The sequence below is a fragment of the Paractinoplanes atraurantiacus genome, assembly GCF_900215205.1.
Taxonomy (GTDB): domain Bacteria; phylum Actinomycetota; class Actinomycetes; order Mycobacteriales; family Micromonosporaceae; genus Actinoplanes; species Actinoplanes atraurantiacus.
On the sequence record NZ_OBDY01000010.1, the window covers coordinates 97,610 to 121,139 of the forward strand.

The 23,530-nt window shown below is 70.4% G+C and carries 22 protein-coding genes; 13 read left to right on the plus strand and 9 right to left on the minus strand.

The annotated features are described in order from the left end of the window. Nucleotides 1–14 precede the first annotated feature (14 nt). Genes CRP55_RS23075 through CRP55_RS23085 form a run of 3 tightly spaced genes read left to right on the plus strand, consistent with a single transcriptional unit; the run spans nucleotide 15 to nucleotide 3,483 of the window. Nucleotides 15–491 carry a 2Fe-2S iron-sulfur cluster-binding protein gene (locus CRP55_RS23075; protein ID WP_097322208.1) on the plus strand — a complete coding sequence of 159 codons (477 nt, stop codon included), beginning with the start codon at nucleotides 15–17 and terminating at the stop codon, nucleotides 489–491. Continuing rightward, on the plus strand, nucleotides 488–1,435 hold the full coding sequence (locus CRP55_RS23080) for an FAD binding domain-containing protein (protein ID WP_097322209.1): 948 nt from the start codon (nucleotides 488–490) through the stop codon (nucleotides 1,433–1,435). The genes CRP55_RS23075 and CRP55_RS23080 overlap by 4 nt, the downstream gene beginning before the upstream one ends. Then, the gene (locus CRP55_RS23085) at nucleotides 1,432–3,483 is read left to right on the plus strand and encodes a xanthine dehydrogenase family protein molybdopterin-binding subunit (protein WP_097322210.1); all 2,052 of its coding nucleotides are present in this window, start codon (nucleotides 1,432–1,434) and stop codon (nucleotides 3,481–3,483) included. Before CRP55_RS23080 ends, CRP55_RS23085 begins: the two co-directional genes overlap by 4 nt. A 69-nt stretch (nucleotides 3,484–3,552) precedes the next feature. Here the strand turns inward: CRP55_RS23085 and CRP55_RS23090 are convergent, their stop codons facing one another. Further along, the gene (locus CRP55_RS23090) at nucleotides 3,553–4,596 is read right to left on the minus strand and encodes an amidohydrolase family protein (RefSeq protein ID WP_097322211.1); all 1,044 of its coding nucleotides are present in this window, start codon (nucleotides 4,594–4,596) and stop codon (nucleotides 3,553–3,555) included. Nucleotides 4,597–4,680: 84 nt separating this feature from the next. Then, nucleotides 4,681–5,805: a glycoside hydrolase family 12 protein gene (locus tag CRP55_RS23095; protein ID WP_097322212.1), complete on the minus strand. Its 1,125-nt coding sequence runs from the start codon at nucleotides 5,803–5,805 to the stop codon at nucleotides 4,681–4,683. 237 nt (nucleotides 5,806–6,042) lie between these two features. Between CRP55_RS23095 and CRP55_RS23100 the strand changes: the two genes are divergently transcribed. The 4 genes from CRP55_RS23100 (at nucleotide 6,043) to CRP55_RS23115 (ending at nucleotide 9,775) form a co-directional block, all read left to right on the plus strand. Next, nucleotides 6,043–6,387 (plus strand): histone-like nucleoid-structuring protein Lsr2, encoded by a 345-nt coding sequence (locus tag CRP55_RS23100; protein WP_097322213.1) that lies wholly within the window; start codon nucleotides 6,043–6,045, stop codon nucleotides 6,385–6,387. 63 nt (nucleotides 6,388–6,450) lie between these two features. Beyond that, nucleotides 6,451–7,188: an SDR family NAD(P)-dependent oxidoreductase gene (locus CRP55_RS23105; protein WP_097322214.1), complete on the plus strand. Its 738-nt coding sequence runs from the start codon at nucleotides 6,451–6,453 to the stop codon at nucleotides 7,186–7,188. Nucleotides 7,189–7,812: 624 nt separating this feature from the next. Continuing rightward, complete coding sequence (locus CRP55_RS23110) at nucleotides 7,813–8,175, plus strand: hypothetical protein (RefSeq protein WP_097322215.1); 363 nt, start codon at nucleotides 7,813–7,815, stop codon at nucleotides 8,173–8,175. Nucleotides 8,176–8,185: 10 nt separating this feature from the next. After that, nucleotides 8,186–9,775: an ArnT family glycosyltransferase gene (locus CRP55_RS23115; RefSeq protein ID WP_097322216.1), complete on the plus strand. Its 1,590-nt coding sequence runs from the start codon at nucleotides 8,186–8,188 to the stop codon at nucleotides 9,773–9,775. Here the strand turns inward: CRP55_RS23115 and CRP55_RS23120 are convergent. The 4 genes from CRP55_RS23120 to CRP55_RS23135 form a co-directional block, all read right to left on the minus strand. Continuing rightward, the gene (locus CRP55_RS23120) at nucleotides 9,763–10,416 is read right to left on the minus strand and encodes a TetR family transcriptional regulator (protein ID WP_097322217.1); all 654 of its coding nucleotides are present in this window, start codon (nucleotides 10,414–10,416) and stop codon (nucleotides 9,763–9,765) included. The two genes, CRP55_RS23115 and CRP55_RS23120, sit on opposite strands and share 13 nt — an antisense overlap. An 11-nt stretch (nucleotides 10,417–10,427) precedes the next feature. Then, the gene (locus CRP55_RS23125) at nucleotides 10,428–11,255 is read right to left on the minus strand and encodes an oxidoreductase (protein ID WP_097322218.1); all 828 of its coding nucleotides are present in this window, start codon (nucleotides 11,253–11,255) and stop codon (nucleotides 10,428–10,430) included. Between the two features lie 85 nt (nucleotides 11,256–11,340). Next, nucleotides 11,341–12,912: an AMP-binding protein gene (locus tag CRP55_RS23130; protein ID WP_097322219.1), complete on the minus strand. Its 1,572-nt coding sequence runs from the start codon at nucleotides 12,910–12,912 to the stop codon at nucleotides 11,341–11,343. Nucleotides 12,913–12,980: 68 nt separating this feature from the next. Continuing rightward, entirely contained in the window at nucleotides 12,981–13,265 is a 285-nt protein-coding gene (locus tag CRP55_RS23135; RefSeq protein WP_097322220.1) for a hypothetical protein, read from the minus strand. Nucleotides 13,266–13,408: 143 nt separating this feature from the next. Here CRP55_RS23135 and CRP55_RS23140 point away from each other — a divergent pair, with 143 nt between their 5' ends. The 4 genes from CRP55_RS23140 (at nucleotide 13,409) to CRP55_RS23155 (ending at nucleotide 17,342) form a co-directional block, all read left to right on the plus strand. Then, nucleotides 13,409–14,416 carry a zinc-dependent alcohol dehydrogenase gene (locus tag CRP55_RS23140; RefSeq protein ID WP_097322221.1) on the plus strand — a complete coding sequence of 336 codons (1,008 nt, stop codon included), beginning with the start codon at nucleotides 13,409–13,411 and terminating at the stop codon, nucleotides 14,414–14,416. Nucleotides 14,417–14,455: 39 nt separating this feature from the next. Beyond that, entirely contained in the window at nucleotides 14,456–16,081 is a 1,626-nt protein-coding gene (locus CRP55_RS23145) for a GMC oxidoreductase (protein WP_097322222.1), read from the plus strand. An 83-nt stretch (nucleotides 16,082–16,164) separates the two neighbouring features. Then, nucleotides 16,165–16,974: a hypothetical protein gene (locus tag CRP55_RS23150; protein WP_097322223.1), complete on the plus strand. Its 810-nt coding sequence runs from the start codon at nucleotides 16,165–16,167 to the stop codon at nucleotides 16,972–16,974. A 5-nt stretch (nucleotides 16,975–16,979) separates the two neighbouring features. Then, nucleotides 16,980–17,342: a GntR family transcriptional regulator gene (locus CRP55_RS23155; RefSeq protein ID WP_097322224.1), complete on the plus strand. Its 363-nt coding sequence runs from the start codon at nucleotides 16,980–16,982 to the stop codon at nucleotides 17,340–17,342. Here CRP55_RS23155 and CRP55_RS23160 read toward each other — a convergent pair. From CRP55_RS23160 to CRP55_RS23170, 3 genes are read right to left on the minus strand one after another with little or no spacing between them, the layout of a single operon-like run. Further along, nucleotides 17,339–17,884, minus strand: a complete 546-nt coding sequence (locus CRP55_RS23160; protein WP_097322225.1) for an SMI1/KNR4 family protein — start codon at nucleotides 17,882–17,884, stop codon at nucleotides 17,339–17,341. The genes CRP55_RS23155 and CRP55_RS23160 overlap by 4 nt on opposite strands. Nucleotides 17,885–17,886: 2 nt before the next feature. Continuing rightward, on the minus strand, nucleotides 17,887–19,557 hold the full coding sequence (locus CRP55_RS23165; protein WP_097322226.1) for an AMP-binding protein: 1,671 nt from the start codon (nucleotides 19,555–19,557) through the stop codon (nucleotides 17,887–17,889). A 25-nt stretch (nucleotides 19,558–19,582) separates the two neighbouring features. Next, nucleotides 19,583–20,227: a dioxygenase family protein gene (locus CRP55_RS23170; protein WP_097322227.1), complete on the minus strand. Its 645-nt coding sequence runs from the start codon at nucleotides 20,225–20,227 to the stop codon at nucleotides 19,583–19,585. Nucleotides 20,228–20,298: 71 nt separating this feature from the next. Between CRP55_RS23170 and CRP55_RS23175 the strand changes: the two genes are divergently transcribed. Further along, complete coding sequence (locus CRP55_RS23175) at nucleotides 20,299–22,413, plus strand: TRAP transporter permease (RefSeq protein ID WP_097322228.1); 2,115 nt, start codon at nucleotides 20,299–20,301, stop codon at nucleotides 22,411–22,413. 40 nt (nucleotides 22,414–22,453) lie between these two features. Beyond that, on the plus strand, nucleotides 22,454–23,476 hold the full coding sequence (locus CRP55_RS23180) for a TAXI family TRAP transporter solute-binding subunit (protein WP_281260807.1): 1,023 nt from the start codon (nucleotides 22,454–22,456) through the stop codon (nucleotides 23,474–23,476). Nucleotides 23,477–23,530: the final 54 nt, after the last annotated feature.

A 23,530-nucleotide genomic window follows, 5' to 3' on the forward strand; every position in this document is an offset into this window, starting at 1 on the left:
TAGGCAGTCCCCACATGATCCTCGTCGTGAACGGCGTCGAGCACGAGCTCGACCTGGACCCGCGCACCACGCTGCTGGACGCGTTGCGCGAGCACATCGGCCTGACCGGCGCCAAGAAGGGCTGCGACCACGGCCAGTGCGGCGCCTGCACGGTGCTGCTCGACGGCCGCCGGGTGAACAGCTGCCTGATCCTGGCCGTCACCCAGCAGGGCACCCCGATCACCACGATCGAGGGAATCGACCATCCGGTGCAGCGTGGGTTCCTCGAGCACGACGGCTTCCAGTGCGGTTATTGCACGCCGGGCCAGATCTGCTCGGCCGTCGGCATGCTCGACGAGGTCGCACAGGGATGGCCGAGCGCGGTCACCGACGGCGGCGGCGACGATCTGCTCAGCGACGCCGAGGTCCGGGAGCGGATGAGCGGCAACCTGTGCCGGTGCGGCGCGTACGCGAACATGGTTCCGGCCATCAAAGAGGCGGCAGCCCAGTGAAGACCTTCACCTATCGCACCGCCACCGACACCGCCGGCGGCCTCGAGCCCGGCGCGGCGTTCCTGGCCGGCGGCACCAACCTGGTCGACCTGATGAAGCTGGGCGTGGCCACGCCGGACGTGCTGGTCGACGTCACCCGGCTCGGCCTCGACGAGGTCACCTCGCTGGAGGGCGGCGGGCTGCGGATCGGCGCCGGGGTGCGCAACAGCGACCTGGCCGCCCATCCGGCCGTCCGCCGGGACTTCCCGGTGCTGAGCCAGGGGTTGCTGGCGGGGGCTTCGGGCCAGCTCCGCAACATGGCGACCACCGGCGGCAACCTGTTGCAGCGCACCCGGTGCCGCTACTTCATGGACGCGACGAAGCCGTGCAACAAGCACGCGCCGGGCACGGGCTGCCCGGCCCGTCAGGGTGATCACCGCAATCTGGCCATCCTGGGCGGCTCGGAGCACTGCATCGCCACGCATCCGTCGGACATGGCGGTCGCCCTGGTCGCGCTCGACGCCGTGGTGAACACGTCCCAGCGGTCCCTGCCGGTGAGCGACCTCTACCGGCTCCCCGGCGACGACCCGTCCCGGGACACGATTCTCGACCACGGCGAGTTGATCACCTCAGTTGATCTTCCGGCTCTCGCGATGCCCTCCACGTATCGGAAAGTGCGCGACCGGGCCTCGTACGCCTTCGCCGTCTCCTCCATCGCCGCCGCCGCGAAAGTCGCGGACGGCCGGGTGACCGACGTCCGCCTCGCGTTCGGCGCGGTCGCGCCCAAGCCGTGGCGCGCCCTGATCGCCGAGGAGGCGTTGCGCGGCAAACCCGCCACCCGGGAGTCCTTCCTGGCCGCGGCCGACGCCGAACTGGCCGCCGCGGAGCCGCTGAAGGACAACGCTTTCAAGATTCCGCTCGTACGCAACCTGGTCGCCTCCGTGCTCGAAGGGCTGACGTCATGACCGCCACCGCACGCCGTGCCGTCGGGCAGCCGCTGCAACGCGTCGAGGGGCCGGACAAGGTCACCGGCGCCGCCAAGTACGCGGCCGAATATCAGGTGGACGGCGACCTCGCGTACGCCTGGGTCGTGCAGTCGCCCGTGGCCCGCGGCCGCCTCGCCGACGTGCAGGTCGATCCACTGCTCGACGTCATCGCCGTTCTCTGGCACGGCAACGCCCTGCCGCTCGAGGACTCCGACGACCCGGAGCTGGCCGTGCTTCAGAGCGACCGGATCAGCTATCGCGGTCAGGCCGTGGCGCTGGTGGTCGCCCGCAGCCTCGAAGCGGCCCGGCGCGGCGCGCAGGAGCTGTCGCTGACCATCGAGAAGGAGCCGCACGACGCGGTCCTGCGCACCGACGATCCGGACCTGTACACCCCGGACGTCGTCAACCCGAGCTTTCCGTCGGAGACCTCGGCCGGTGACGTGTCGGTGGAGGCGCCGGTGGCGGTCGACGTCACCTACACGACGCCGGCGCTGCACAACAACCCGATGGAGCCGCACGCCACGACCGCGCTGTGGTCCGGCGACGACCTGATTCTGTACGACTCGAACCAGCACCCGGCCGGCGTCGCCGCCACCGTCGGCGCGCTCTTCGGCCTCGAACCCGACCAGGTGCACGTGGTGACCGAGCACGTCGGTGGCGGCTTCGGCTCCAAGGGCACGGCCCGCCCCAACGCCGTCCTGGCCGCGATGGCGGCGAAGGTGACCGGCCACCCGGTGAAGCTGGCCCTGCCCCGGCGGGCCCTGTTCAGCATGGTCGGCCACCGCACGCCGACGATCCAGCGCGTGCGGCTCGGCGCCACCGCCGACGGCGTGCTCCAGGTGATCGACCACGAGGCGTACTCGCAAAGCTCCCGTCTCTTCGAATTCGCCGAGCAGACTGCGGTGGCGACCCGGCACATGTACGCCGCCCCCAACCGCCGCACGGGCCATCGCCTGGCCCGGCTCGACATGCCGACGCCGCGCTGGATGCGCGCGCCCGGCGAGGCCCCCGGCATGGTGGCGCTCGAATGCGCGATGGACGAGCTGGCCGTCGCGCTCGACATGGACCCGATCGAGCTGCGCGTGCGCAACGAGCCCACGGTGGACCCGGACTCGGGAAAGCCGTTCACCTCACGCCACTACGTCGAATGCCTCCGCCAGGGCGCGGCCCGCTTCGGCTGGGAAGATCGCGACCTTCGGCCCCGGCAGCGCCGCGAGGGCGACTGGTGGATCGGCACGGGCGTGGCCGGCGCGACCTATCCGACCATGGCCCAGCCCTCCACGGCCCGCGTCCGCGACCTCGGCACACAGGAGTTCGAGGTGGCGATCGCGGCGGCCGACCTCGGCACCGGCGCCCGCACGATTCTCACCCAGATCGCGGCCGACGAGCTGGGCGTGCCGGTCGAGCGGGTGCGCTTGCGCATCGGCGACAGCACGCTGCCGCCCGCCTCGGTGGCCGGCGGCTCCTCGGGCAGCGCCTCCTGGGGCTGGGCGGTGACCGGCGCCTGCCGCGCGCTGCGCGAGACCGGGAAGAGCGAGGCCGTCTTCGACAGCTCGGAGCTCATCGCCGAGCAGGAGAAAGAGGGAAAGCACGCCTTCGGCGCCCATTTCGCGGAGGTACGCGTCGACGCCGTCACCGGCGAGGTGCGGGTGTCCCGGCTCTTCGGCATGTACGCGTGCGGCCGCATCCTGAACCCGCGTACGGCCCGCAGCCAGTTCCTCGGCGGCATGGTGATGGGCATGGGGATGGCCCTGCACGAGGAGGGCGTGCTCGACCCGGCGATGGGCGACTGGGTCAACCACGACCTGGCCGAATATCACATCCCGGCCCACGCCGACGTCGAGTCGGTCGAGGCGGAGTGGCTCGACGAGCAGGACACGTCGCTCAACCCGATGGGCAGCAAGGGCATCGGCGAGATCGGCATCGTCGGCTCCCCGGCCGCCATCCTCAACGCGATCTGGCACGCCACCGGCGTCCGCGTCCGCGACCTGCCGGCCCGCCTCGACAAGATCCTGCCGTATCTGTAGCGCCTTTTTCAGCCGCCGCGACGGCTCCGGTCCCCACGAGCACCCAGCCGAGGCCGCGATGGGAGCCCATCATTGGATGCGCTTGCCTCGAAGAATCACGGCCCGCGGTTTGCCGAGCAGGTTGAGATCCGCGCGCGGATCGGCGTCGTAGACGACGGCGTCGGCCGGGGCGCCCTCGACCAGGCCGGGCAGGCCGAGGTAGGCGCGGGCGGTCCAGGACGCGGCGGCGATCGCCTCGTGCGGGGACACCCTGGCCGCGACCATGGCCCGGACCTCCCGGGCGATGCCGCCGTGCGGCCGCGTGTCCGTGCCGGCCAGCACGGTCACCCCGGCCTCGACGGCGGCGGCGGTCAGCCGGCCGTGCGCGCTCGCCCCCGGCACGTACCAGCTGCGGCCGGCCGCCTCCGGGTCGGCGGCGATCCGCTGAAGAGACTCGGTGATCACCGCCAGCGTGGGGGTCAGCGCGATGCCGCGCTCCGCCAAAAGCGGCAGCAGAGCGGGATCGAGGCCCATGCCGTGCTCGATCGAGTCCACGCCCGCCTCGACCGCGGCCTCACCGCCCGCGGCGTGCTGCGAATGCACGGCCAGGCGCCCGCCCGCCGCGTGCACCCGCGCGACCGCCTCCCGCAGCACGCCGACCGGGATGACGTCGTCGCCGGGCTTCCAGTCGACGACGACCTTCGCCCACCCCGTACGCCCGGCCTGCTCGGCCGCGACGGCGGGCAGGTCGACCGGCTCGGGCCGCCGACCCCACCCCTCGAAGAACTGTCCCTGCTGGACGATCCACGGCCCGGCATGGACGGCCCGCGGGCTGTCGTCCTCGCCGCCGAACCACGCGGGCGGATCGCCGGCCAGACCGGGCGACCGGATCAGCGTGACCCCCGAGTCCAGATGGGCCCGCAGATCACTGCGGAGGATGTCGTCGTCCAACGGCCGGCCGGGCGCTTCAGCTCCCGGATGGGTGTGCGCGTCGACCAGCCCCGGCAGGATCCAGCCCTCGGCGACCAACTCGGCCCCGGGAACCGGATCGGCGGTCCACCGGTCGCCGTCGGCGTAGAGGTCGACGGGCTCACCATCGGAAAGGGCGACGCCCCGGATGCGCAGCACTGCCATGCCGGGAGCCTATCGACGCGTGGCAATGGACGAGCCGCCCCGGCGCCGGAGAATCGGCTACGAGGCGGCTCGGGTCTTGGCGGGTCAGGCGGTGGTGCAGGTGGCGCCGTTGAGGGTGAAGGACGCCGGGGCGGCGGTGTTGCCGGTGTGGGTGGCCTGGAAGCCGAAACTGGCGCTCGCGTTGGGGGCCAGCGTGCCGTTGTGGGCGACATTCCGGGCCGTGATCGCGCCCGTGGAACCGGTCAGGGTCGCGTTCCAGGAGCCGGTAATGGACTGGCCGGAAGGCAGTGTGAATCCGAGCGTCCAGCCGTTCACGGCGGTACTGCCTGTATTGGTCACCGTTACATTTGCGGTAAGACCGGTGTTCCAAGTGTTGGTCGCATAGGTGACGCGGCAGGCGGAACCACCGGGCGGCGGTGATGAGGTTGTCGGCGGGGAAGTGGGGACGCCTCCACCGTTAACCGTGGCCGCGAAATCGGTCACGGCCAAGCCGGCTCCGCCGATCCAGGGCTCGAATCCGGCTTGAATGCTCGTCAAATACCAAGCGCTGGTGATCGCACCGCGATTCTGTACGTCGCGGATGAAGTCGAGGACGCTGAACGACCACGACTGGATGGGTGACGGCGCCACGTACGAAATCACGGCATTGGAGCCGTTGCTCCCGCGCCAGACCTGCCAGGACCGCCCGCCGATCGTGGTGGTGCCGACGACCGAGCCGATGGGCTGGATCGAGCCCTGGCGGTTGAACCAGATCATGATTTCCTGCTGGTTGACGCCGTCCTTCTTCGGCGACGGGTCCAGCCAGATGTCGTACGCGGCGTCGTAGGTGGCGCCCTGCACGTAGTTGTAGCTGACCCGGCTGGTGGCGCTGGAGATGTCGCTGACCCGGATCGGCAGGTTCGTGCCGGGGGAGCAGTTCGTGTAGTGGCAGCCGAAATAGACGGCCGGATAGGAGACCGGGGCGCCGCTGGTGCTGCCGGTGCCCTGCTGACTCGTGATGGTGAAGCCGCTGCCGGTCACGTTGATGCACTGCTGGGCCGAGGTGCCCCAGCGGTTGTTCATGACGACGTAGCGGCCACCGATGGTGGTGGAGCCGTATTGCTCGCAGATCTCGGCATCGGCCGAGGCGGGGCCGGCGACGGTGAACGCCGCCACGCCGGCCGCGGCGAGCAATCCGGCGGCCAGGCAGGCACGGAAGAGGCGTCTCATTTCCACATGCTCCGGGGGAGGGGGACGAGGGGGTGGGAGCGCTCCCAGCACACGTTACAGGACATTCACAAGCATGAAAAGAGGGGCACCGGAGGAGCGGAATTGCGACATGCGAAGGGGGCAAATTTGCTCTGACAACGGTCGGGAGACAGAATGAAACCGTATCGACATTCACGGCGTCGCCGTCGTGCGCATAGTCGTGACTCAAATGACATCGCTGTAGGAGCGGGGCACACCATGGCCAAGCAGGTAATAACCCTTCTGACCGACGACATCGACGGTGGGGAGGCCGACCGCACGGTCGAGTTCGGACTGGACGGTGTGAACTACACGATCGACCTCTCCGAGAAGAACGCGGGCAAGCTCCGTAAGGCGCTCGACCCGTTCCTGAACGCGGCCACCCGCGTCGGCCGCAGCTCGGTCGCGTCGCCGGTCCGCCGGGGCGCGCAGGCCAGCACGGGCCGCGCCAGCCGCGACCAGAACCAAGCCATTCGCGAGTGGGCCAACAAGAACGGCTACGAGGTCTCCGAGCGCGGCCGCATCCCGAGCCACATCGTCGAGGCGTACCACAGCAAGCGCTGAACCGAGACGGCGCCGCCGGTTATCCCGGCGGCGCCGTTTTCGCTTTCCAGGAGAGGAAAGGGAATGCCGGTCGTCATCGTCACGGGCGCGTCGAGCGGCATCGGCCGCGCCACCGCCCAGCGCCTCGCCCGCAACGGCACCACCGTCGTGCTGGCGGCCCGCCGCGCCGACAAACTCCAGGCGCTGGCCGAGGAGACCGGCGGCCTCGCGGTGCCGACCGACGTCCGCGACCCGGCCGCGATCACGGCCCTGGTCGAGCGGGCCCGCGAGATCACCGGCCGCGTCGACGGCCTGGTCAACAACGCCGGCATCGGCGGCGCCGCGTCGGTCCTCTCGGACGACGAGGTGGTGGTCGGCATGGTCGAGGTCAACCTGATCGCCCCGATCCGCCTGATGCGCGCGGTCGTCCCGCTCATGCGAGAGCAGCGCGCCGGCGCCATCGTCAACATCGGCTCGGTCGCCGGCGAGGTCGGCATCAGCGGCGCCTATTCGGCCACCAAATTCGCTCTGCGAGGCATGACCGATTCCGTACGGCGTGAGCTCGCCGGCACAGGCATCGGCGTCACCCTGGTGGAACCGGGCTACATCGCCGGCCCCGCCAACCAGAACCGCCCGGGCTTGCCCGGCCCGGAAATCGTGGCCGCCGCCATCGAAAGCGCCCTGAAACGCCCCCGCCGCCGAGTGATAGTCCCCGGCAAGTACCGCGCGGCCGTCGCCGCGGCCAACGTCTTCCCGTTCGTCGCCGACCGCATCTACGCCGGCAAGGCCGCCGGAAAGAAGGAGCTGAAGGGCCGCCTCTAACGCGGCACCGACCTCGCGCCGCGCCCTCTCCGCACCGCGCCCTCTCCGCACCGCGCCCTCTCCGCGCCGCGCCCTCTTCCTCCACGCCGTGCCCTCTTCCTTCACGCCGCCCCGTCTTCGCGCCGTGCCCTCTTCCTTCGCGCCGCGCCTTCTTCGCGCCGCGCCCTCTTCCTTCGCGCCGCGCCTTCTTCGCGCCGCGCCTTCTTCACGCCGCGCCTTCTTCGCGCCACGCACCCGCCGCGGCATGCGACCCCGCCCCACGGCACCGCGCCCCGCCCCACCCCATCGCGCGTCCCGCCCCACCGCGCCGCGCACCCACCCCACCCCGCCGCGCACCCACCGCGTCACCCCGCGCTGCGCCGCGTCACCCCGCGCCGCGCCGGGCAGCGCCGCGTCACCCCGCGCCGCGTCACCCCGCGCCGCGCCGCGTCACCCCGCGCCGCGCCGCGTCACCCCGCGCCGCGCCGCGTCACCCCGCGCCGCGCCGCGTCACCCCGCGCCGCGTCACCCCGCGCCGCGCCGCGCCGCGCACGATGTCGCGCCGCCCATCCCGGTTCGTTCCACGGCACCGCCACGCCACCCCGCGCCGCGAGGGGTGCCGCGCGGCCTCTGGAGAATGGGCTTGTGAGTTCCGGTGACGTGGGGGAACTGGCGCTGGCGCGGCTGCTCGGTGCGGCGCGGCGGGTTCGTGTCTATGACCGGCGTGGGCCGATCGCCCTGGCCAGGAAGCGCCGCGATCGGGTGGACTCGCCGCTTCTGGTTGATGTCACTGATGCCGCTTCCGTGGCCGCGCTCGGGGTGCGGCCGGACACCGAAGTCATGGACTGGATGGAGCATCCGGGGCTCTGGTTCGTGTTCGACGGTGCCGACGGCCGGCTTGGCGCCCGGCCGGCTGCGGTGGGATCCGCACGGCGACGTTCAGCTCGCCACGCCCGGGGCGTTCGTTCGGCGCTGTCCGTGTGGGGAGTCGAGGCGAGCGCGCAGTAGAGTTTGCGCGATGCTGCGACGGCGCCTGCTCTATCCCATTGTGGTGGTGTTGTTGCTCGGGCAGATGGCGTTCGCCATGGTGACGACGGCGGTGCAGCAGTCGCCGACCATCGACGAGCCGGTCTATGTGGGTACGGCCGCGGTTTACGCCCAGCAGCACAGCCTTCGCTACAACCCGGAGCATCCGCCGCTGGCCAAGCTTTTCATGGCGGCCGGGATGGCCTTCGAGGACGCGAAGCTCGATGCGGGCTATCAGGGGAATCAGTCGCTGTTGGGGCGGCATCTGCTGTACGAGTCGGGGAACAACCCGTTTCGGCTGATGCTCGCGGCCCGGCTGCCCATCATCGTGCTCACGCTGCTGTTCGGGCTGGTGGTGCTCTTCTTCGCGCGGGACCTGGCTGGGCCCTGGGCGGGGCTGGTGGCGCTGGCCCTCTACAGCTTCTCGCCCGATCTGATCGCGCACGGTGCGCTGGCCACTCTCGACGTGCCGGCGGCGGGGCTGGTGCTGACCACGTTCTGGCTGCTGTGGCGGGCGCGGGAGAAACCCAGGCTCTACCTGCCTCTGGCCGGGGTGGCGCTGGGCGCGGCGCTGGCCACGAGGGCCAGCACGCTACCCGCGGTGCCGATCGCCTTGCTTCTGGCTCTTCTTCCCCTGCGGACGGGATGGCGGACGGGATGGCGTACGGGAGGGAAGAAGATCTTGACCGCCGCCGGTGTCGGGGTGATCGCGGTGGCTACGGTCTGGCTGATCTATCTGGCCGTTGATCCGCGGCTCCGTTTCACCACGCCGGCCGGCATCACGAACCCGGGTGGGCTGCGCGGGCTGGCGGTCGACCTGCTGCCGTTCCCGAAGGCCTACCGGGACGGGGTGCTGATGCAGTTCAAGTTCGAGCGGCAGACGTTCAACGGGTTCCTGTTCGGCGAGGCGTACAAGGGATCGCTCTGGTACTACCTGCCGGCCGCGCTGCTGATCAAGACGCCGCTCGGGATGATCGCGCTCTGGGTCGCGGGGACGGTGACGCTGCTGGTCAAGAAGTGGATCGCGGCGCTCTACACGCTGCTGCCGGCCGGGGTGCTGATGCTGGTGGCGATGACGGGGGCCCGCGACTACGGCAGCCGGTACGTCATCTTCATGCCGATGTTCCTGGCTGTGGTGGCCGGAACGGTGGTCTTGATCCGGTGGAAGTGGACCTGGATCCCGACGGCGGTGCTGGTCGCTTTCGTGGCGGTGAGCTCGCTGCGGACGTTCCCGTACTACCTGCCGTACTCGAACGAGGCCTTCGGCGGGACGGCGAACACCCACAACAATCTGCACGACTCGAACGTGGACTGGGGGCAGGACCTGCCGCGGCTGGCGGCGGCGCTGCGAGAGAAGTACGCGGGTGAGAAGGTCTGGCTGGTCTACAAGGGGAGTGGGGTGCCGAGCTACTACGGCATCGACGCGCCGAACCCGCTCGGTGTGCCGCTCGACCAGGTGCACGGGATCGTCGTGGTGTCCGACTCGCGGGTGGCGCTGGCCCGCAACCAGCTCAAACGCCTGATCGACTCGAGCACGGTGATCGATCAGGTCGGCTATTCGATGACCGTCTACCGGCGCTGAGCGGCCGAGTCGAGCGTGAGCAGGCCGGTGACCGCGACGACCAGGGCCCGGCCCAGACGTTCGGCGAAGTCGACGCGTGAACCCGCGAGCCGCGGGTCCTGAACGGCTTCGGCCACGCCCGGTGACGGGTTGGCGAACGGCCACAGGCCGGCGATCAGCAGGACCGTGTACGAGACGAGCTCGCGGGCCGACTGCTCGGTCAGCTCCGGGATCCGCTCCCGCAGCATGGTCGCCAGCCGGGCCTGGAGCTCGCCGTTGGCCAGCTTGAAGTCGCGGACCGCCTCGGCCGAGATGTTGCGCTCGAGCTCGGTGCCGAGGGCGCTCCACAGGTCGCAGATCAGCGGCCGCCCGGCCACCGACCGGGCCAGCGCCTCCACCACCCCGGCCGGCGGCCCGGCGGGCAGTTCCAGCCCGTCGAGCCACTCGCCGAGAGCCCGGTTGAGCAGCGCGAAGAAGACCGCCTCGCGCGTCTCGAAGTAGCGGACCACGTTCGTCTTGGACAGGCCGACCCGGCGGGCGAGCTCGCGGAGGCTGATCTCGCTCACCGGCATCTCGGTGAGCAGTTCCTCCGCGACTCCTAGGATGGCCTGCCGGCGGGCCTCGCGCTGTTCAGGGCTGCGGGCCCGCTGGAAGTCACTCATCGTCGATCACCTTACGCAAAGCTGACCGACTCACTCACCGCCCGCCACTCGGCGTCCGAGGCGGCGAGGGATTCGGCCTTGGCCTGGGCGACCGCCACGGCGTCGGCGCCCAGCAGCAGGTGCAGCGGCGGCTCCGGGTGGTTGGCCACGTCGATCAGGACCTGGGCGATGCGGGCCGGGTCGCCGGGCTGGTTGCCGTTGTGCTCGCTGAAGCGGGCCACGGCGGGCTCGATGACCGGCTTGTAGGCGTCGCTGATGGCCAGCGTGCCCATCGAGTCGCCGGCCCAGTCGGTGCGCATGCCGCCCGGCTCGGCCACGGTGATCCGGATGCCGAACGGCGCGACCTCCTTGGCCAGCACCTCGGAGAAGCCGCCGACGGCCCACTTGGCCGACTGGTAGCCACCGAGGCCGATGCTGGCGACGCGGCCGCCGACCGACGAGATCTGGATGATGTGGCCGTCGCCCTGCTCGCGCATGACCGGCAGGGCGGCCCGGGTGACGTTGACGACGCCGAAGAAGTTGGCCTCGATCTGGGCCCGGAAGGTGTCCTCGGGCATGTCCTCGATCGACGCCACGTCGGCGTACCCGGCGTTGTTGACCAGCACGTCGAGCCGGCCGAAGGCCTCGACCGCCTCGGCCACGGCCGCGCGGGCGGCGGCGGGGTCGGTGACGTCGAGCGCCACCACGCGGACCCGGTCGCCGTAGGTGTCGGCGAGGTCCTTCAGCTGCTCGGGCCGGCGCGCGGTGGCGACGACCCGGTCGCCGTGCTCCAGCACGGAGGTGGCCAGTTGACGGCCGAGGCCGCGGGACGTACCGGTGATCAGCCATACCTTGCTCATGACGGCTCCTTAAGAGGCCAGTGGAATCTTGTTACGCCCACCGTAACGGGCCACTGGCCTCTTGTATGCCGCCTCGTGGCGCACGTCACGAAAGGCCGAGGATGCCCACCGCCTTCTCACGCATCTCGACCTTGCGGACCTTGCCGGTCACGGTCATCGGGAAGCCGTCCACCACGTGCACGTAGCGCGGGATCTTGTAGTGGCTGAGCTTCCCGGCGCAGAACGCCTTGACGTCGTCCGCGGTCAGCGGGGTGGCACCCGGGCGCATGACCACCCAGGCCATCAGCTCCTCGCCGTACTTCGGGTCCGGCACGCCGATCACCTGCACGTCGGCGACGTCGGGATGCGAGTAGAGGAACTCCTCGACCTCGCGCGGGTAGACGTTCTCGCCGCCGCGGATCACCAGGTCCTTGATGCGGCCGACGATGTTCAGATAGCCGTCGCCGTCCATGGTCGCGAGGTCGCCGGTGTGCATCCAGCGGGCGGCGTCGATCGCCTCGGCCGTCGCCTCCGGCTGGTTCCAATATCCGAGCATCACCGAATAGCCGCGGGTGCACAGCTCGCCCGGCTCGCCGCGGGCCACGGCCAGGCCGGTGGTGGGGTCGACGACCTTCGACTCCAGATGGGGCATGACCCGGCCGACGGTCTCGGTGCGGCGCGCCAGGTTGTCGTCGGGGCGGGTCATGGTGGAGACCGGCGACGTCTCGGTCATGCCGTAGCAGATCGCCACCTCGGCCATGTTCATCTCGGCCACGACCCGCTTCATCACCTCGACCGGGCAGGGCGAGCCGGCCATGATGCCGGTGCGCAGGGAGCTCAGGTCGTACGCGCCGAAGCCGGGCAGGCCCAGCTCCGCGATGAACATGGTCGGAACTCCGTACAGCGAAGTGATCTTCTCTTGCGAGACGGCCCGCAACGTGGCCGCCGGATCGAAGCCGGGCGCGGGCAGCACGATGCAGGCGCCGTGCGAGGTGGCCGCGAGGTTGCCCATGACCATGCCGAAGCAGTGGTAGAGCGGCACCGGCAGGCAGACCCGGTCGTGCTCGGTGTAGTTGATCAGCTCGCCGACGAAGTAGCCGTTGTTGAGGATGTTGTGGTGCGAGAGCGTCGCGCCCTTCGGAAATCCGGTCGTTCCGGACGTGTACTGAATGTTGATCGGATCATCGAACGAGAGGTCGGCGACAATCGGCCCGCCATCCTCGTAAATTCCGGACAAGTCAGGAATATAGATGACGTCGCGGAACCCGATTTCGTCGATCATCGCGCGGTAGTCACTGGTCTTGAATGACGTCGCGCTGATCAACAACTCCATGCCCGACTGCTCGACGACATAGCGCAATTCGTGCGTACGGTAAGCGGGGTTGACGTTGACCAGAATTGCCCCGATCTTGGCCGTCGCGTACTGCGTGATCACCCACTCGCCGCAGTTCGGCGCCCAGATGCCGACCCGGTCGCCCTTGCCGATCCCGCGTCTGAGCAGCCCCCGCGCCAGCCGATCGACTTCGTCGTTCAGTTCGGCGTACGTCCAGCGGCGCCCGGCCGCCACGTCCACCAGCGCCTCCCGCTCACCGAAGCGGGACACCGTCCGTTCGAGGTTCTCGCCGATCGTCTCGCCGAGCAGGGCCAGATCCGAGGTTCCCGATGCATACGACAGCATTTCCGCAGCATGGACCGGCCGCCACCGCCGGCGCCAGCCTCAGCGCGGAAGTGGCGGCCGGAGCGGGCTCAGTGCTTCTTGATCCAGGCCTGCTGGTGGTTGTTCGTCTTGTTGCTGCACTTGGCGGAGTCGCCGCGGAGCAGCGTGGCCGTGATGACGTCCACGTTGACCTGGCAGATCTGCGCGGCCTGGAGCACCGACACGTTCTGGAACAGGTAGTACGAGTTGCCCGAGGCGATGTCGGTCACCGTGATGTCGACATTGCCGATGTTGACGGTGGCCTGGGCCGGGGCGCTGAAGGCCAGCACCGCGGCGGCGCCGGCGGCCAGCGCGAAAGCCGAACGAATCCGCATGAAATACCTTTCTCGGCGGCGAGCATCGTTGCCCGCACGGCGGCAATTTGCCCATAAAAATCCGCTTTGTAGAAGTAGAAACGCCAGGGGCGAGAAAGGTCAGACCGGACCTGACACTTTCGGATTAAGGTCAGCCCGTGAGAATGCAGCGCGTAATCGTCACGGGCGACGGCGTCGCGGTCGTCGAGGCCGACGTGCCGGCCCCGAAACCGGGCGAGGTTCAGGTGCGCACGGCGGTCGCCGGCATCTGCGGATCGGACACCCATGCGCTGCACGGGCTGCATCCGTTCATCGAGCTGCCGTACGCGCCCGGCCACGAGGTCTCCGGCACGATCTCCGCGCTCGGCGACGGCGTCACCGGCTTCACGGTCGGGCAGCGGGTCACGGTCGAGCCGTTCCTGCCCTGCTGGGAGTGCAAGCAGTGCCGGGCCGGCCGGCAGAACATCTGCGAGCGGCTGCGGTTCTTCGGCTGCGCCCACGACCAGGGCGGCATGGCCGGCTACTTCACCATCGACCAGCGCCGCCTGCACGTCATCCCCGACGAGCTCGACTGGCCGGCCGCCGCCTTCATCGAGCCGCTCAGCACGCCGGTCCACGCCATCGGGCTCGCCGGCGGCGTCACCGGCAAGACCGTGGCCGTTCTGGGGGCCGGGCCGATCGGTCTGCTCACGCTTCTCACTTCCCGGGTGTACGGGGCCACGAGCGTCGTGATGACCGCGCGTTCCGCCGCCAACCGCGAACGGGCGCTGTCCTTCGGCGCCTCGGCCGCCGTCGACGCGACCGCGCCCGGCGCCGTCGAGCAGGTTCGGCAGGCGCTGGGGGAGAGCGCCGACGTGGTCTTCGACTGCGTCGCCACGCAGAGCTCGATCACCCAGGCGCTCGGCCTGGCCGCCAAGGGCGGCACGGTCGTCGTGGTCGGGGTGCCGCCGGCCGACGTGTCGATCCCGCTGCCGCTGATCCAGGACAGTCAGCTGCGGATCCAGGGCAGCGCCACCTATCTGCCGGACGACTTCGCCGAGGCCATCCGGCTGCTGGTCACCGGCGCGGTCGACGTCTCCCGGCTGGTGAGCGCCACCTATCCGCTGGCCGAGGCCGCATCGGCCTTCGACGATGCCGCCTCCGGCCGTCATCTGAAGGTTTTACTGACCTGAGGTCTGGTGGTTACCGGCGGGTAATGCCAAAGTGGGGCCGTGGCTGATTACGACGTCGTGATCGTGGGCAGCGGCTTCGGCGGCAGCGTGAGCGCGCTGCGCCTGGCCGAGAAGGGCTACAAGGTCGGCGTGCTCGAGGCGGGCCGGCGCTTCACCGCGCGGACCCTGCCGAAGAGCTCGTGGGATCTGAAGAACTTCCTGTGGGCGCCCAAGCTCGGGCTGCGCGGCATGCAGCGGATCACCCTGCTCAAAGACATCGTGGTGCTGTCGGCGGCGGGCGTCGGCGGCGGCTCTCTGGTGTACGCCAACACGCTGTACCGGCCGCCCGCCACGTTCTTCGAGGATGCGCGCTGGTCCGGCATCACCGACTGGGCGGCCGAGCTCGCGCCGTACTACGACCAGGCCTCGCGGATGCTGGGCGTCACCGAGCAACCCACCATGACCCCGTCCGACGTGGTCATCCGCGACGTGGCGGAGGAGATGGGTGTCGGGCACACGTTCCGCCGTACACCAGTCGGGGTCTTCTTCGGCGAAGCCGGCAAGAGCGTCCCCGACCCGTTCTTCGGCGGGGCCGGGCCGGCCCGCACCGGCTGCACGCAATGCGGCAACTGCATGATCGGCTGCAAGGTGGGCGCCAAGAACCGCCTCGACGTCAACTATCTCTACCTGGCCGAGCAGGCCGGCGTGACCGTGCACCCGCTGACGACGGTGACGTCGCTGCGTCCCGGTCCAACATGGACGATCACGACCACGCGGGGGACCTTCACGGCCCGCGACGTGATCCTGTCGGCCGGGGCGCTGGGCACGCAGTCGCTGCTGCACGCCATGCGCGACAAGGGCATCATGCCCGACCTGTCACCGCAGCTGGGCGCGCTGACCCGCACCAACTCGGAGGCGCTGCTCGGCGCGCAGGCCGCCGAGGTGCCCGGCGAGCCGTTCTCGTCCGGGGTCGCCATCACGTCGTCGTTCCACCCCGACGCGACCACCCACATCGAGCCGGTGCGTTACGGGCCCGGCAGCAACGCGATGGGCCTGCTGTCCACGCTGCTGGTCGACGGGGGCGGCCGGGTGCCCCGGCCGGTGCGCTTCCTGGCCGAGGCGCTGCGCCATCCGTACGTGCTGATGCGCTCCTTGTCCGTGCGCCGCTGGAGCGAGCGCACGATCATCGCCCTGGTCATGCAGACCGCCGACAATTCCTTGACCGTACGCAGGACGAAGCGCGGCCGCCTGACGACAGGCCCCGGCCACGGCGCCCCCAACCCGACGTGGATCCCGGTCGGCCACGAGGCGGTGCGCCGCATCGCCACCCGGATCGGTGGTTTCCCCGGCGGCACGGTCGGCGACATCTTCAACATCCCGATGACCGCCCACATCCTCGGCGGCGCCACCATCGGCGCCGACCCGTCCTCGGGCGTGGTCGACGCCTACCACCGCGTCTACGGCTACCCGGGGCTGCACGTGATCGACGGCTCGGCCGTCCCGGCCAACCTGGGAGTGAACCCGTCCCTGACCATTACGGCCATGGCCGAGCGGGCGATTGCCCTGTGGCCCAACAAGGGCGAGCCCGATCCCCGCCCCACCGAGGGCTACACGCGCCTGTCGCCGATCGCTCCGCACTCCCCGGCCGTCCCGGCCGGCGCGCCGGCCGCGCTGCGCCTCACCTAGGGCTGTCCGGCCCGGTCTTGACTTGTCGCAAGTCTTGTCTCACTGTGTTGAGACAAGACTTGCGACAAGCAGAGGGGGTCGCCATGCCGAGGGAAGTGCGCCCGGCGGAACTCGAGACAGCCCGTCTGTGGTTGGCCGCGCGCGGGCTGGCCGACGTCGCGCCGACACCGATGCTGGCGGCACGCCTGACGGTTCGGCGGCGTGCGCGTCTGGCCGCTGCCATCCTGCCCGCCGTGTTCCTCATCGCGACCGCCCTCGTCTACGTCTCCGCCCTGCCGCTGCGTCCCGCCGATGACGGGTCCGAGACTCAGCGCCGCTGGGCGCTGGTGGTGCTGACGGCTCTGGTCGGCGGGTTGGTGCTGGGCCTGTCGCTGCTCGACCGGTGGGTGCGGCGGGTCGATCGGCGGGCCGGCGCGGAGCTGCCACGACGGGCGGCCCACTCCGTCCGGCCCGGCTGGCGAACCGTGCTCGGCGTTCCCCGGACCGCGTTGCTGGCGATCATCTACGCGGGCGCGGCCGTGCTGGCGATCGCGGCTCTGGCCGTGCGGGACGGCACCGCGCGGTACGCGGCGGTCATCCTGCTCATCGGCCTGTGCGGGGTCATGGCCGGCACGGCCGTCCAACTGCGCCACGTGCTCGCCCACCCGGTGGTGGCCGACGACGAAGGCACGCTGAGGGCCGACTTCCTGATGCGCGTCGAGGACGCCCGCGAAGTGGCAGTGCCGACCGTGGTGTGGTCGCTGCCTGTCGTGTCGGTGTTCGACACCGGGCTGGACCCGTGGAACACGGGCTGGCTCGTCTTCATCGTCCTGAGCGTCATCGCGCTGGTCCTGATCACCGCCTGGGACGGGCGGCGGGCCCTGGCCGCCCAGCGCGGCTCCAGCGCCCGGTGAACCACATGATCGTCATCGACTCGGCCTCGCCCGTCCCGCCGTTCGAGCAGCTCCGCGCCCAGCTCGCCGGCCAGATCCAGGACCGCACGCTGGCCGTCGGCACCCGGCTGCCGACCATCCGCCGCCTGGCCGCCGACCTCGGCCTGGCCGTCAACACGGTCGGCCGGGCCTACCGGGAGCTGGAGGAGGCCGGGCTGATCGAGACCCGCGGCGCGGCCGGTTCGTTCGTGTCCGCGGCCGGCGAGCAGGGCCGCGACCGGGCCCGCCACGCCGCCGCCGAGTACGCGGCCGTCATCGCCAGCCTCGGCATCGACACCGCCGAGGCCGTCCGCATCGTCCAGGCGGCACTGACCAAGGGAGCGGCTTAGAAGAGGCGCTTGCCGGCCAGAACCGCGTCGAGCCACCGTTCGTACCAGGCCAGGAACCCTTCGTCGGCGGTGAAGTGCGGAGGTTGAGGCCCGTCGCCGGTGTTCACGATCCGGCCCCGCCCTGGACCGGTGACCACCAGCAGCGACATGAGCCCACAGCCCTGATCGCTGAGCGCGACGGTCCCCGGATACGGCTCCTCGTCGTCCGCCACCACCCAGCTGCCGAGGACGTGGCCCGGCTCGACCGGGAACGGAGTGGCCAGGACAGCCGGCGTCGTCTCGTTCCACAGGCCCAGGTCCCACTCGTGGAGGGGATGCAGGCCGTAATACGGTCCGGCGCCTCCCCATCGCCCGGGACCGCCGTTGCCGATGGTCGTGATGAACGCCCGGTAGTCCTCCGGCAGGCGCACGCCGTGCTCGCGCTCGAACGCCGCGACGTCGCTCTCGGGCAGCGGCGGTCCCAGCCGGAATCCGTGAGCGCCCGCCCCGAACATCGCGGGCTCACCGGGCATCCGGGCGGCGGCGTCCAGCTTCTCCCGCACGTTCATCCCTTGAACTCGCCAGGGGGGACGGTGTCGGGGGTGGGGCGCTTCGAGAGTTCGGCCGCTCGCAGCTCCACTCGGCGGATCTTGCCGGAGATGGTCTTGGGGAGGTCGGTGAACTCCAGGCGGCGGATGCGGGCGTACGGCGGCATGTGCTCACGGGCGTACGTGAAAATCGCCTCTGCTGTTTGCTCGTCGGGGGTCCAGCCCTCGGCCAGCACGATGTAGGCCTTGGGCACGGCCAGCCGGACCGGGTCGGGGGAGGGCACCACGGCCGCCTCGACCACGGCCTCGTGCTCGATCAGCACGCTCTCCAGCTCGAACGGGGAGATGCGGTAGTCCGAGGCCTTGAAGACGTCGTCGGTGCGGCCCACGTACGTGATGTAGCCGTCGTCGTCGCGGGAGGCCACGTCGCCGGTGTGGTAGTAGCCGCCCTCCATCCGCTCGGCCGTCAGCGCCTCGTCGCCGTGATAGCCGACCATCAGGCCGGCCGGGCGCGGGTCCAGAGCCACGCAGATCTCGCCCTCGGTGGCCGGCGCTCCGGTGTTCGGGTCGATCAGCTCGATGCGGTAGCCGGGGACCGGACGGCCCATCGATCCCGGCTTGACCGGCCGGCCTGGGGTGTTGGCGATCTGCACCGTCGTCTCGGTCTGGCCGAAGCCGTCCCGGATCGTCACGCCCCAGGCCTTGTTCACCTGGTCGATGACCTCCGGGTTGAGCGGCTCGCCGGCGCCCACCACCAGCCGCGGCGGGGTGGCCAGGGCGGTCAGGTCGGACTGGATGAGCATCCGCCAGACCGTCGGCGGGGCGCAGAAGCTGGTCACGCCGCAGCGCTGCATCTCGGCCATCAGGCGGCCGGCGTCGAAGCGCGTGTAGTTGTAGATGAAGACGCAGGCCTGGGCGTTCCACGGGGCGAAGACGTTGCTCCACGCGTGTTTCGCCCAGCCCGGCGACGAGATGTTGAGGTGCACGTCGCCCGGCCGCAGGCCGATCCAGTACATGGTCGAGAGGTGCCCGACCGGGTACGAGGCGTGGGTGTGCTCGACCAGTTTCGGGTTCGCGGTCGTGCCCGAGGTGAAGTAGAGCAGCAGCATGTCGTCGGCCCGGGTCACGCCGTCCGGTTCGAAAGAGGCGTCGAGCTTGTACGCCGAGCGGAAGTCGAGCCAGCCGTCGACGGCCGGCCCGACCGCGATGCGCGTGATCTCAGGGTCGACCGCGGCGAACTTCGAGGCGGAGGCCGATCCGGTGATGACGTGCCGGGCTCCGCCGCGAGCCACCCGGCCGGCGGCGTCGGCCGGGCCGAGCAGCGGCGTGGCCGGGATCAGCACGGCGCCCAGCTTCATCACGGCCAGGATCGTGTCCCACAGCTCGGCCTGGTTGCCCAGCATCAGCACGATGCGGTCCCCACGCCGTACACCCTGAAGCCGCAACCACGACGCGACCTGATCCGACCGCCGCGCCATCTCGGCGAAGGAGAACCGCTGCTCGGAGCCGTCCTCCTCGACGATCCAGAGGGCCGGCGCGTCGTTGCCGGCCGCGATCACGTCGAACCAGTCGAGCGCCCAGTTGAACTCGCCGAGCTCGGGCCACCGGAAACCGGCCACCGCGCCGTCGTAGTCGGTGGCGTGCTCGAGCAGGAAATCCCGGGCCTGGCGGAACGAAGCTGCTGTCATTTCGCCGAGTCTGCCCCCGATGGGCTCAGATGTTAATCGTGCGGGTGGCCGTGAAGCCGCGTTCAAGATCACCCGTGACGGAGGCCATCGCGAGCGCGTGCGGGTTCGTGCCGGCCGGGTCGGCCCCGGTCAGGCGGTCGCGGCTGCCCTCGTACCCCTTGGTGGTGTAGACCTGCTGGCAGACGTCGCCCGGCAGGGAGATCTGGCCGCGGAGGCCCGGCGGCGCCTCGAAGTGCAGGTGCGGCCACTCGTCGCGATAGGCGCCGGGGAAGACGCTGGTGAAGGTGACCCAGCCCGCGCCGTCGGTGGTCTGCAGGCCGCGCAGATAGTTCTGGCCGGCCATGCCCGGCGAGTAGAGGGAGTACGCGCCGTCCCGGTCGCCGTGCCAGAGATAGACCGGGTGCCCGGTCAGCGGCCGCCCCGAGGTGGCGCTGACCAGCCGCAGCCGGATCGTCAGCGGTACGCCCTTGGCGACGCCGGTCGCCGTGCCGAAACCCCAGCGGATGTCGCTGCGCACGATGCCGGAGCGGCTCAGGGCATCGCCCCCGGCCGAGGCCAGCGCCGCCACCGTCACCCCGTTGACCAGGCCCAGCATCCGGCGGCGCCGCAGCGTCGGGAAGTCGAGCGCGAGGCCGCCGTCGTGCTGCCGGGTCTCCATCTGCACGGTCATGCGTCCATTGGGCCGGGCGCCGGTTGCCAACCGGGTTTCCCGTCGGGTGCGAGTCGGTTACTGTCCGTTCCATGGGCGATGATCGATCCCCGGAGGTCCTCTACGACGACGAGGAGCTGCCCGCCCGCCGGCTGACCGGGCGCGTCGGTCTCGCCGTCTCGATCGTCGCGTTCGCCGTGGCCGTGCTCGTCCTGTGGCAGGTGTTCCGGCCGCTGGCCCGCGGCAGCCAGTACTACCTGATCATCTTCTTGGCCGGGACGCTTCCTCTGGTTTTCGTGGCTTACCGATTTCGCCGTTCAAGTCGTCAATATCCCTCCAAAAGTGACTGGATTTTGGCTCTTGCCGCCTTGATCGTCTGCCTCTACCCCTTGAACCCGTTCAACGGCGGCTACGACGCGTTCCTCGACCGCCAGGGCCTGCTCGACCCGATCGACGTGGTCTTCGGCGCGATCATGCTGGTGCTCGTCATCGAGGCCTGCCGCCGAACCACCGGCTGGGCGCTGCCCGTCGTCTGTCTCGCTTTCCTGGCGTACGCCTATTACGGCGGCCTTCTCCCGCAGAGCTGGCCCATCGCCCACGCGGGTCTCGACTTCGCGCAGATCGTGGACGCCCTCTACAACTCGGGCAGCGGCTTCTACGGCACCCCGCTCGACGTCGCCGCCACGTACATCGTGCTGTTCACCATCTACGGCGCCGTCCTGGACCTGAGCGGCGCCAGCCGCTTCTTCGTCGACCTGTCGGTGGCCGCGTTCCGCCGCTCCCGCAGCGCCGCCGGCCGGACCGCGGTGGCCGCCGGCTTCCTGCTCGGCACGGTCTCGGGCTCGGGCACGGCGACGGCGGTCAGCGTCGGAGCGGTCACCTGGCCCATGCTGCGCCGAGCCGGCTACCCGCCCGAACAGGCGGGCGGCATGCTGGCCGCGGCCGGCGTCGGCGCGATCCTGTCCCCGCCCACGCTGGGCGCGGCCGCGTTCATCGTCGCCGAATACCTCGACGTCTCCTACCTGACGGTCCTGGGTTGGGCGATGATCCCCACGGTCCTCTACTACCTGGGCATCCTCCTGGCGGTCGAGATCGACGTACGCCGGTTCCGGGTGCGGTCCCTGTCCGTTGCGCCGGTGAGTGCCCTGCGCCTGCTGGCCCGCTTCGGCTACCACTTCTCGTCGCTGGTGCTGATCGTGGTGCTGCTGGCGCTGGGGGAGAGCGCCACCCGGGCGGTCGTCTACGCGACCCTGCTGGCGTTCCTGCTGTCCTTCCTCGACCGGACGTCGTGGCTGACCTCGCGCCGGGTCTTCGAGGCGTTGAGCGCCGGCGTCCGCGGCGTCCTGCCGGTGGTGGCGGTCTGCACGGCCGCCGGCATCATCACGGCGACGACCACGAAGACCGGCCTGGGCGCGCAGCTGGCCTCGCTGCTGGTCCGGGGCGCCCAGTCCCTGTTCACCGACCCGACCGCGGTGCTGGCCATGACGGTGGTGCTGGCCGCCGTGGCCCTGGCCCTGCTGGGCCTGGCCGTCCCGGTCACGGCCAGCTTCATCATCGGCTGGGTCATCATCGGCCCGGCGTTGCTGGCGTTGGGCGTGCCCGCCCCGGCGGCCGCGATGTTCGTCTTCTACTACTCGGTCCTGTCCGAGGTGACACCGCCGACGGCTTTGGCCGCGGTGGGGGCGAGCGCGATAACAGGCGGCCGAACCATCCCCACGATGTGGCAGGCCCTGAAGTACGCCCTGCCGGCGTTCCTGGCCCCGATAGCTTTCGTCCTGACCCCGGCCGGCTCCTACTTATTGGCCCGAGGCTCAGTCCTGGAGGTCACCTGGGCCACAGCGGTAGCGATGCTGGCGGTGGCGGCCTTGGCAATAGCCAGCGGCGGCTGGGTCCTGGGCGTAGGCCCGGCCGGCACGGTCCCTCGGGTGTCGGCCGCTTTGTCCGGCCTCATCCTGCTCTACCTGTCCCCACCCGCCATAGCCACCGGCACAGCCCTCCTCCTCGCCGCCATCACATGGACCGCCATCACCCGCCACCGCTCCTCGCCTCCTGGAATGCCCTCTCTCGCCCGGCCGCCCGGCGGGCTCTCTCCTTCACCCACCTCGCCCGCGGCGACGAATTCCGGGGCTCCTTCGGGTGAAGCCGCAGCCCGGCCCTCCGCTCCACGCTCTTCTCCGCCCACCTCTCCTCCAGATGAACGGGGCTAACATGAAGCGAGATAACGGATTTGCCGGGCAGTCGGAAGGGTTGCCGTCAGCCCGCGCTGGTCGGTCTGCGCGGCTTTCCGTCGCGCTTGCCGCAGTGCTCGCGGTCGGTGTGGCTGGGTGTGGTGGGCGGCAGGATGCGGCCTCGACCGACGCCGGCGGCGATGTCACGTGCACTGTGGACAAGGAGACCCGGGTTGGCATTGCCACCGGTAATGCGACCGGTGTCTACTTCGCGCTCGGCAACGCCTACGCCGAGCAGATCAACGCCGGGGGCGGGAAGCTCAAGGCCACCGCCTCCGAGACCGGCGCCTCCGTGCAGAACATCCAGCAGGTTGTCGCCGGGCAGTATGCCGTCGCCTTTTCCCTGGCCGACACCGCGGCCGACGCTGTCAACGGGACCGGGAGCTTCGACAGCAAGCAGCCGGTGGCCGCGCTCGCCCGGATCCACACCAACTACACGCAGGTGATCGTTCGTAAGGCGGCCGGCATCAAGGATGTCGCCGGGATGAAGGGCAAGCGGGTCTCCACCGGTTCGCCCAAGTCCGGCACCGAGGTCATCGCCAACCGCATGCTCACCGCGGCCGGCCTAGACCCGGCCAAGGATGTCAGCGCGCAGAAGCTGGACCTCACCAAGACTGTCGACGGCATGAAGGACGGGTCGATCGACGCCCTCTTCTGGTCGGGTGGCCTGCCCACGCCGGGCATCACCGATCTGCTGACCACCTCGGCCGGCCAGGTCGAGTTCCTCGATGTCACGACCTTGCTGCCGGAGCTTCAAAAGATCAATCCGGTGTACGAGGCCGGCGCCATCCCGGCCGCGACCTACAAGCTGGCCGCCGACACGCCTACCGTCGTCGTCCCCAACCTTCTTCTCGTGCGCGACGATCTCGACCCGAACGTCGCCTGCTCCCTGACCAAGACGCTCTTCGAAAAGCAGCCGCAGCTGGTGCAGGCGAACGCGGCCGCCAAGGAGATCACCCTCGATCAGGCCCGCAAGACCGACCCGGTTCCCCTGCAACGCGGGGCCGTCAAGGGCCTCGACGATCTCAACGCGCCCAAATAATCGGCTTGCCGTGAGCGATGGGGGAGGGTCATCATGGTCGCCATGATGATCTTC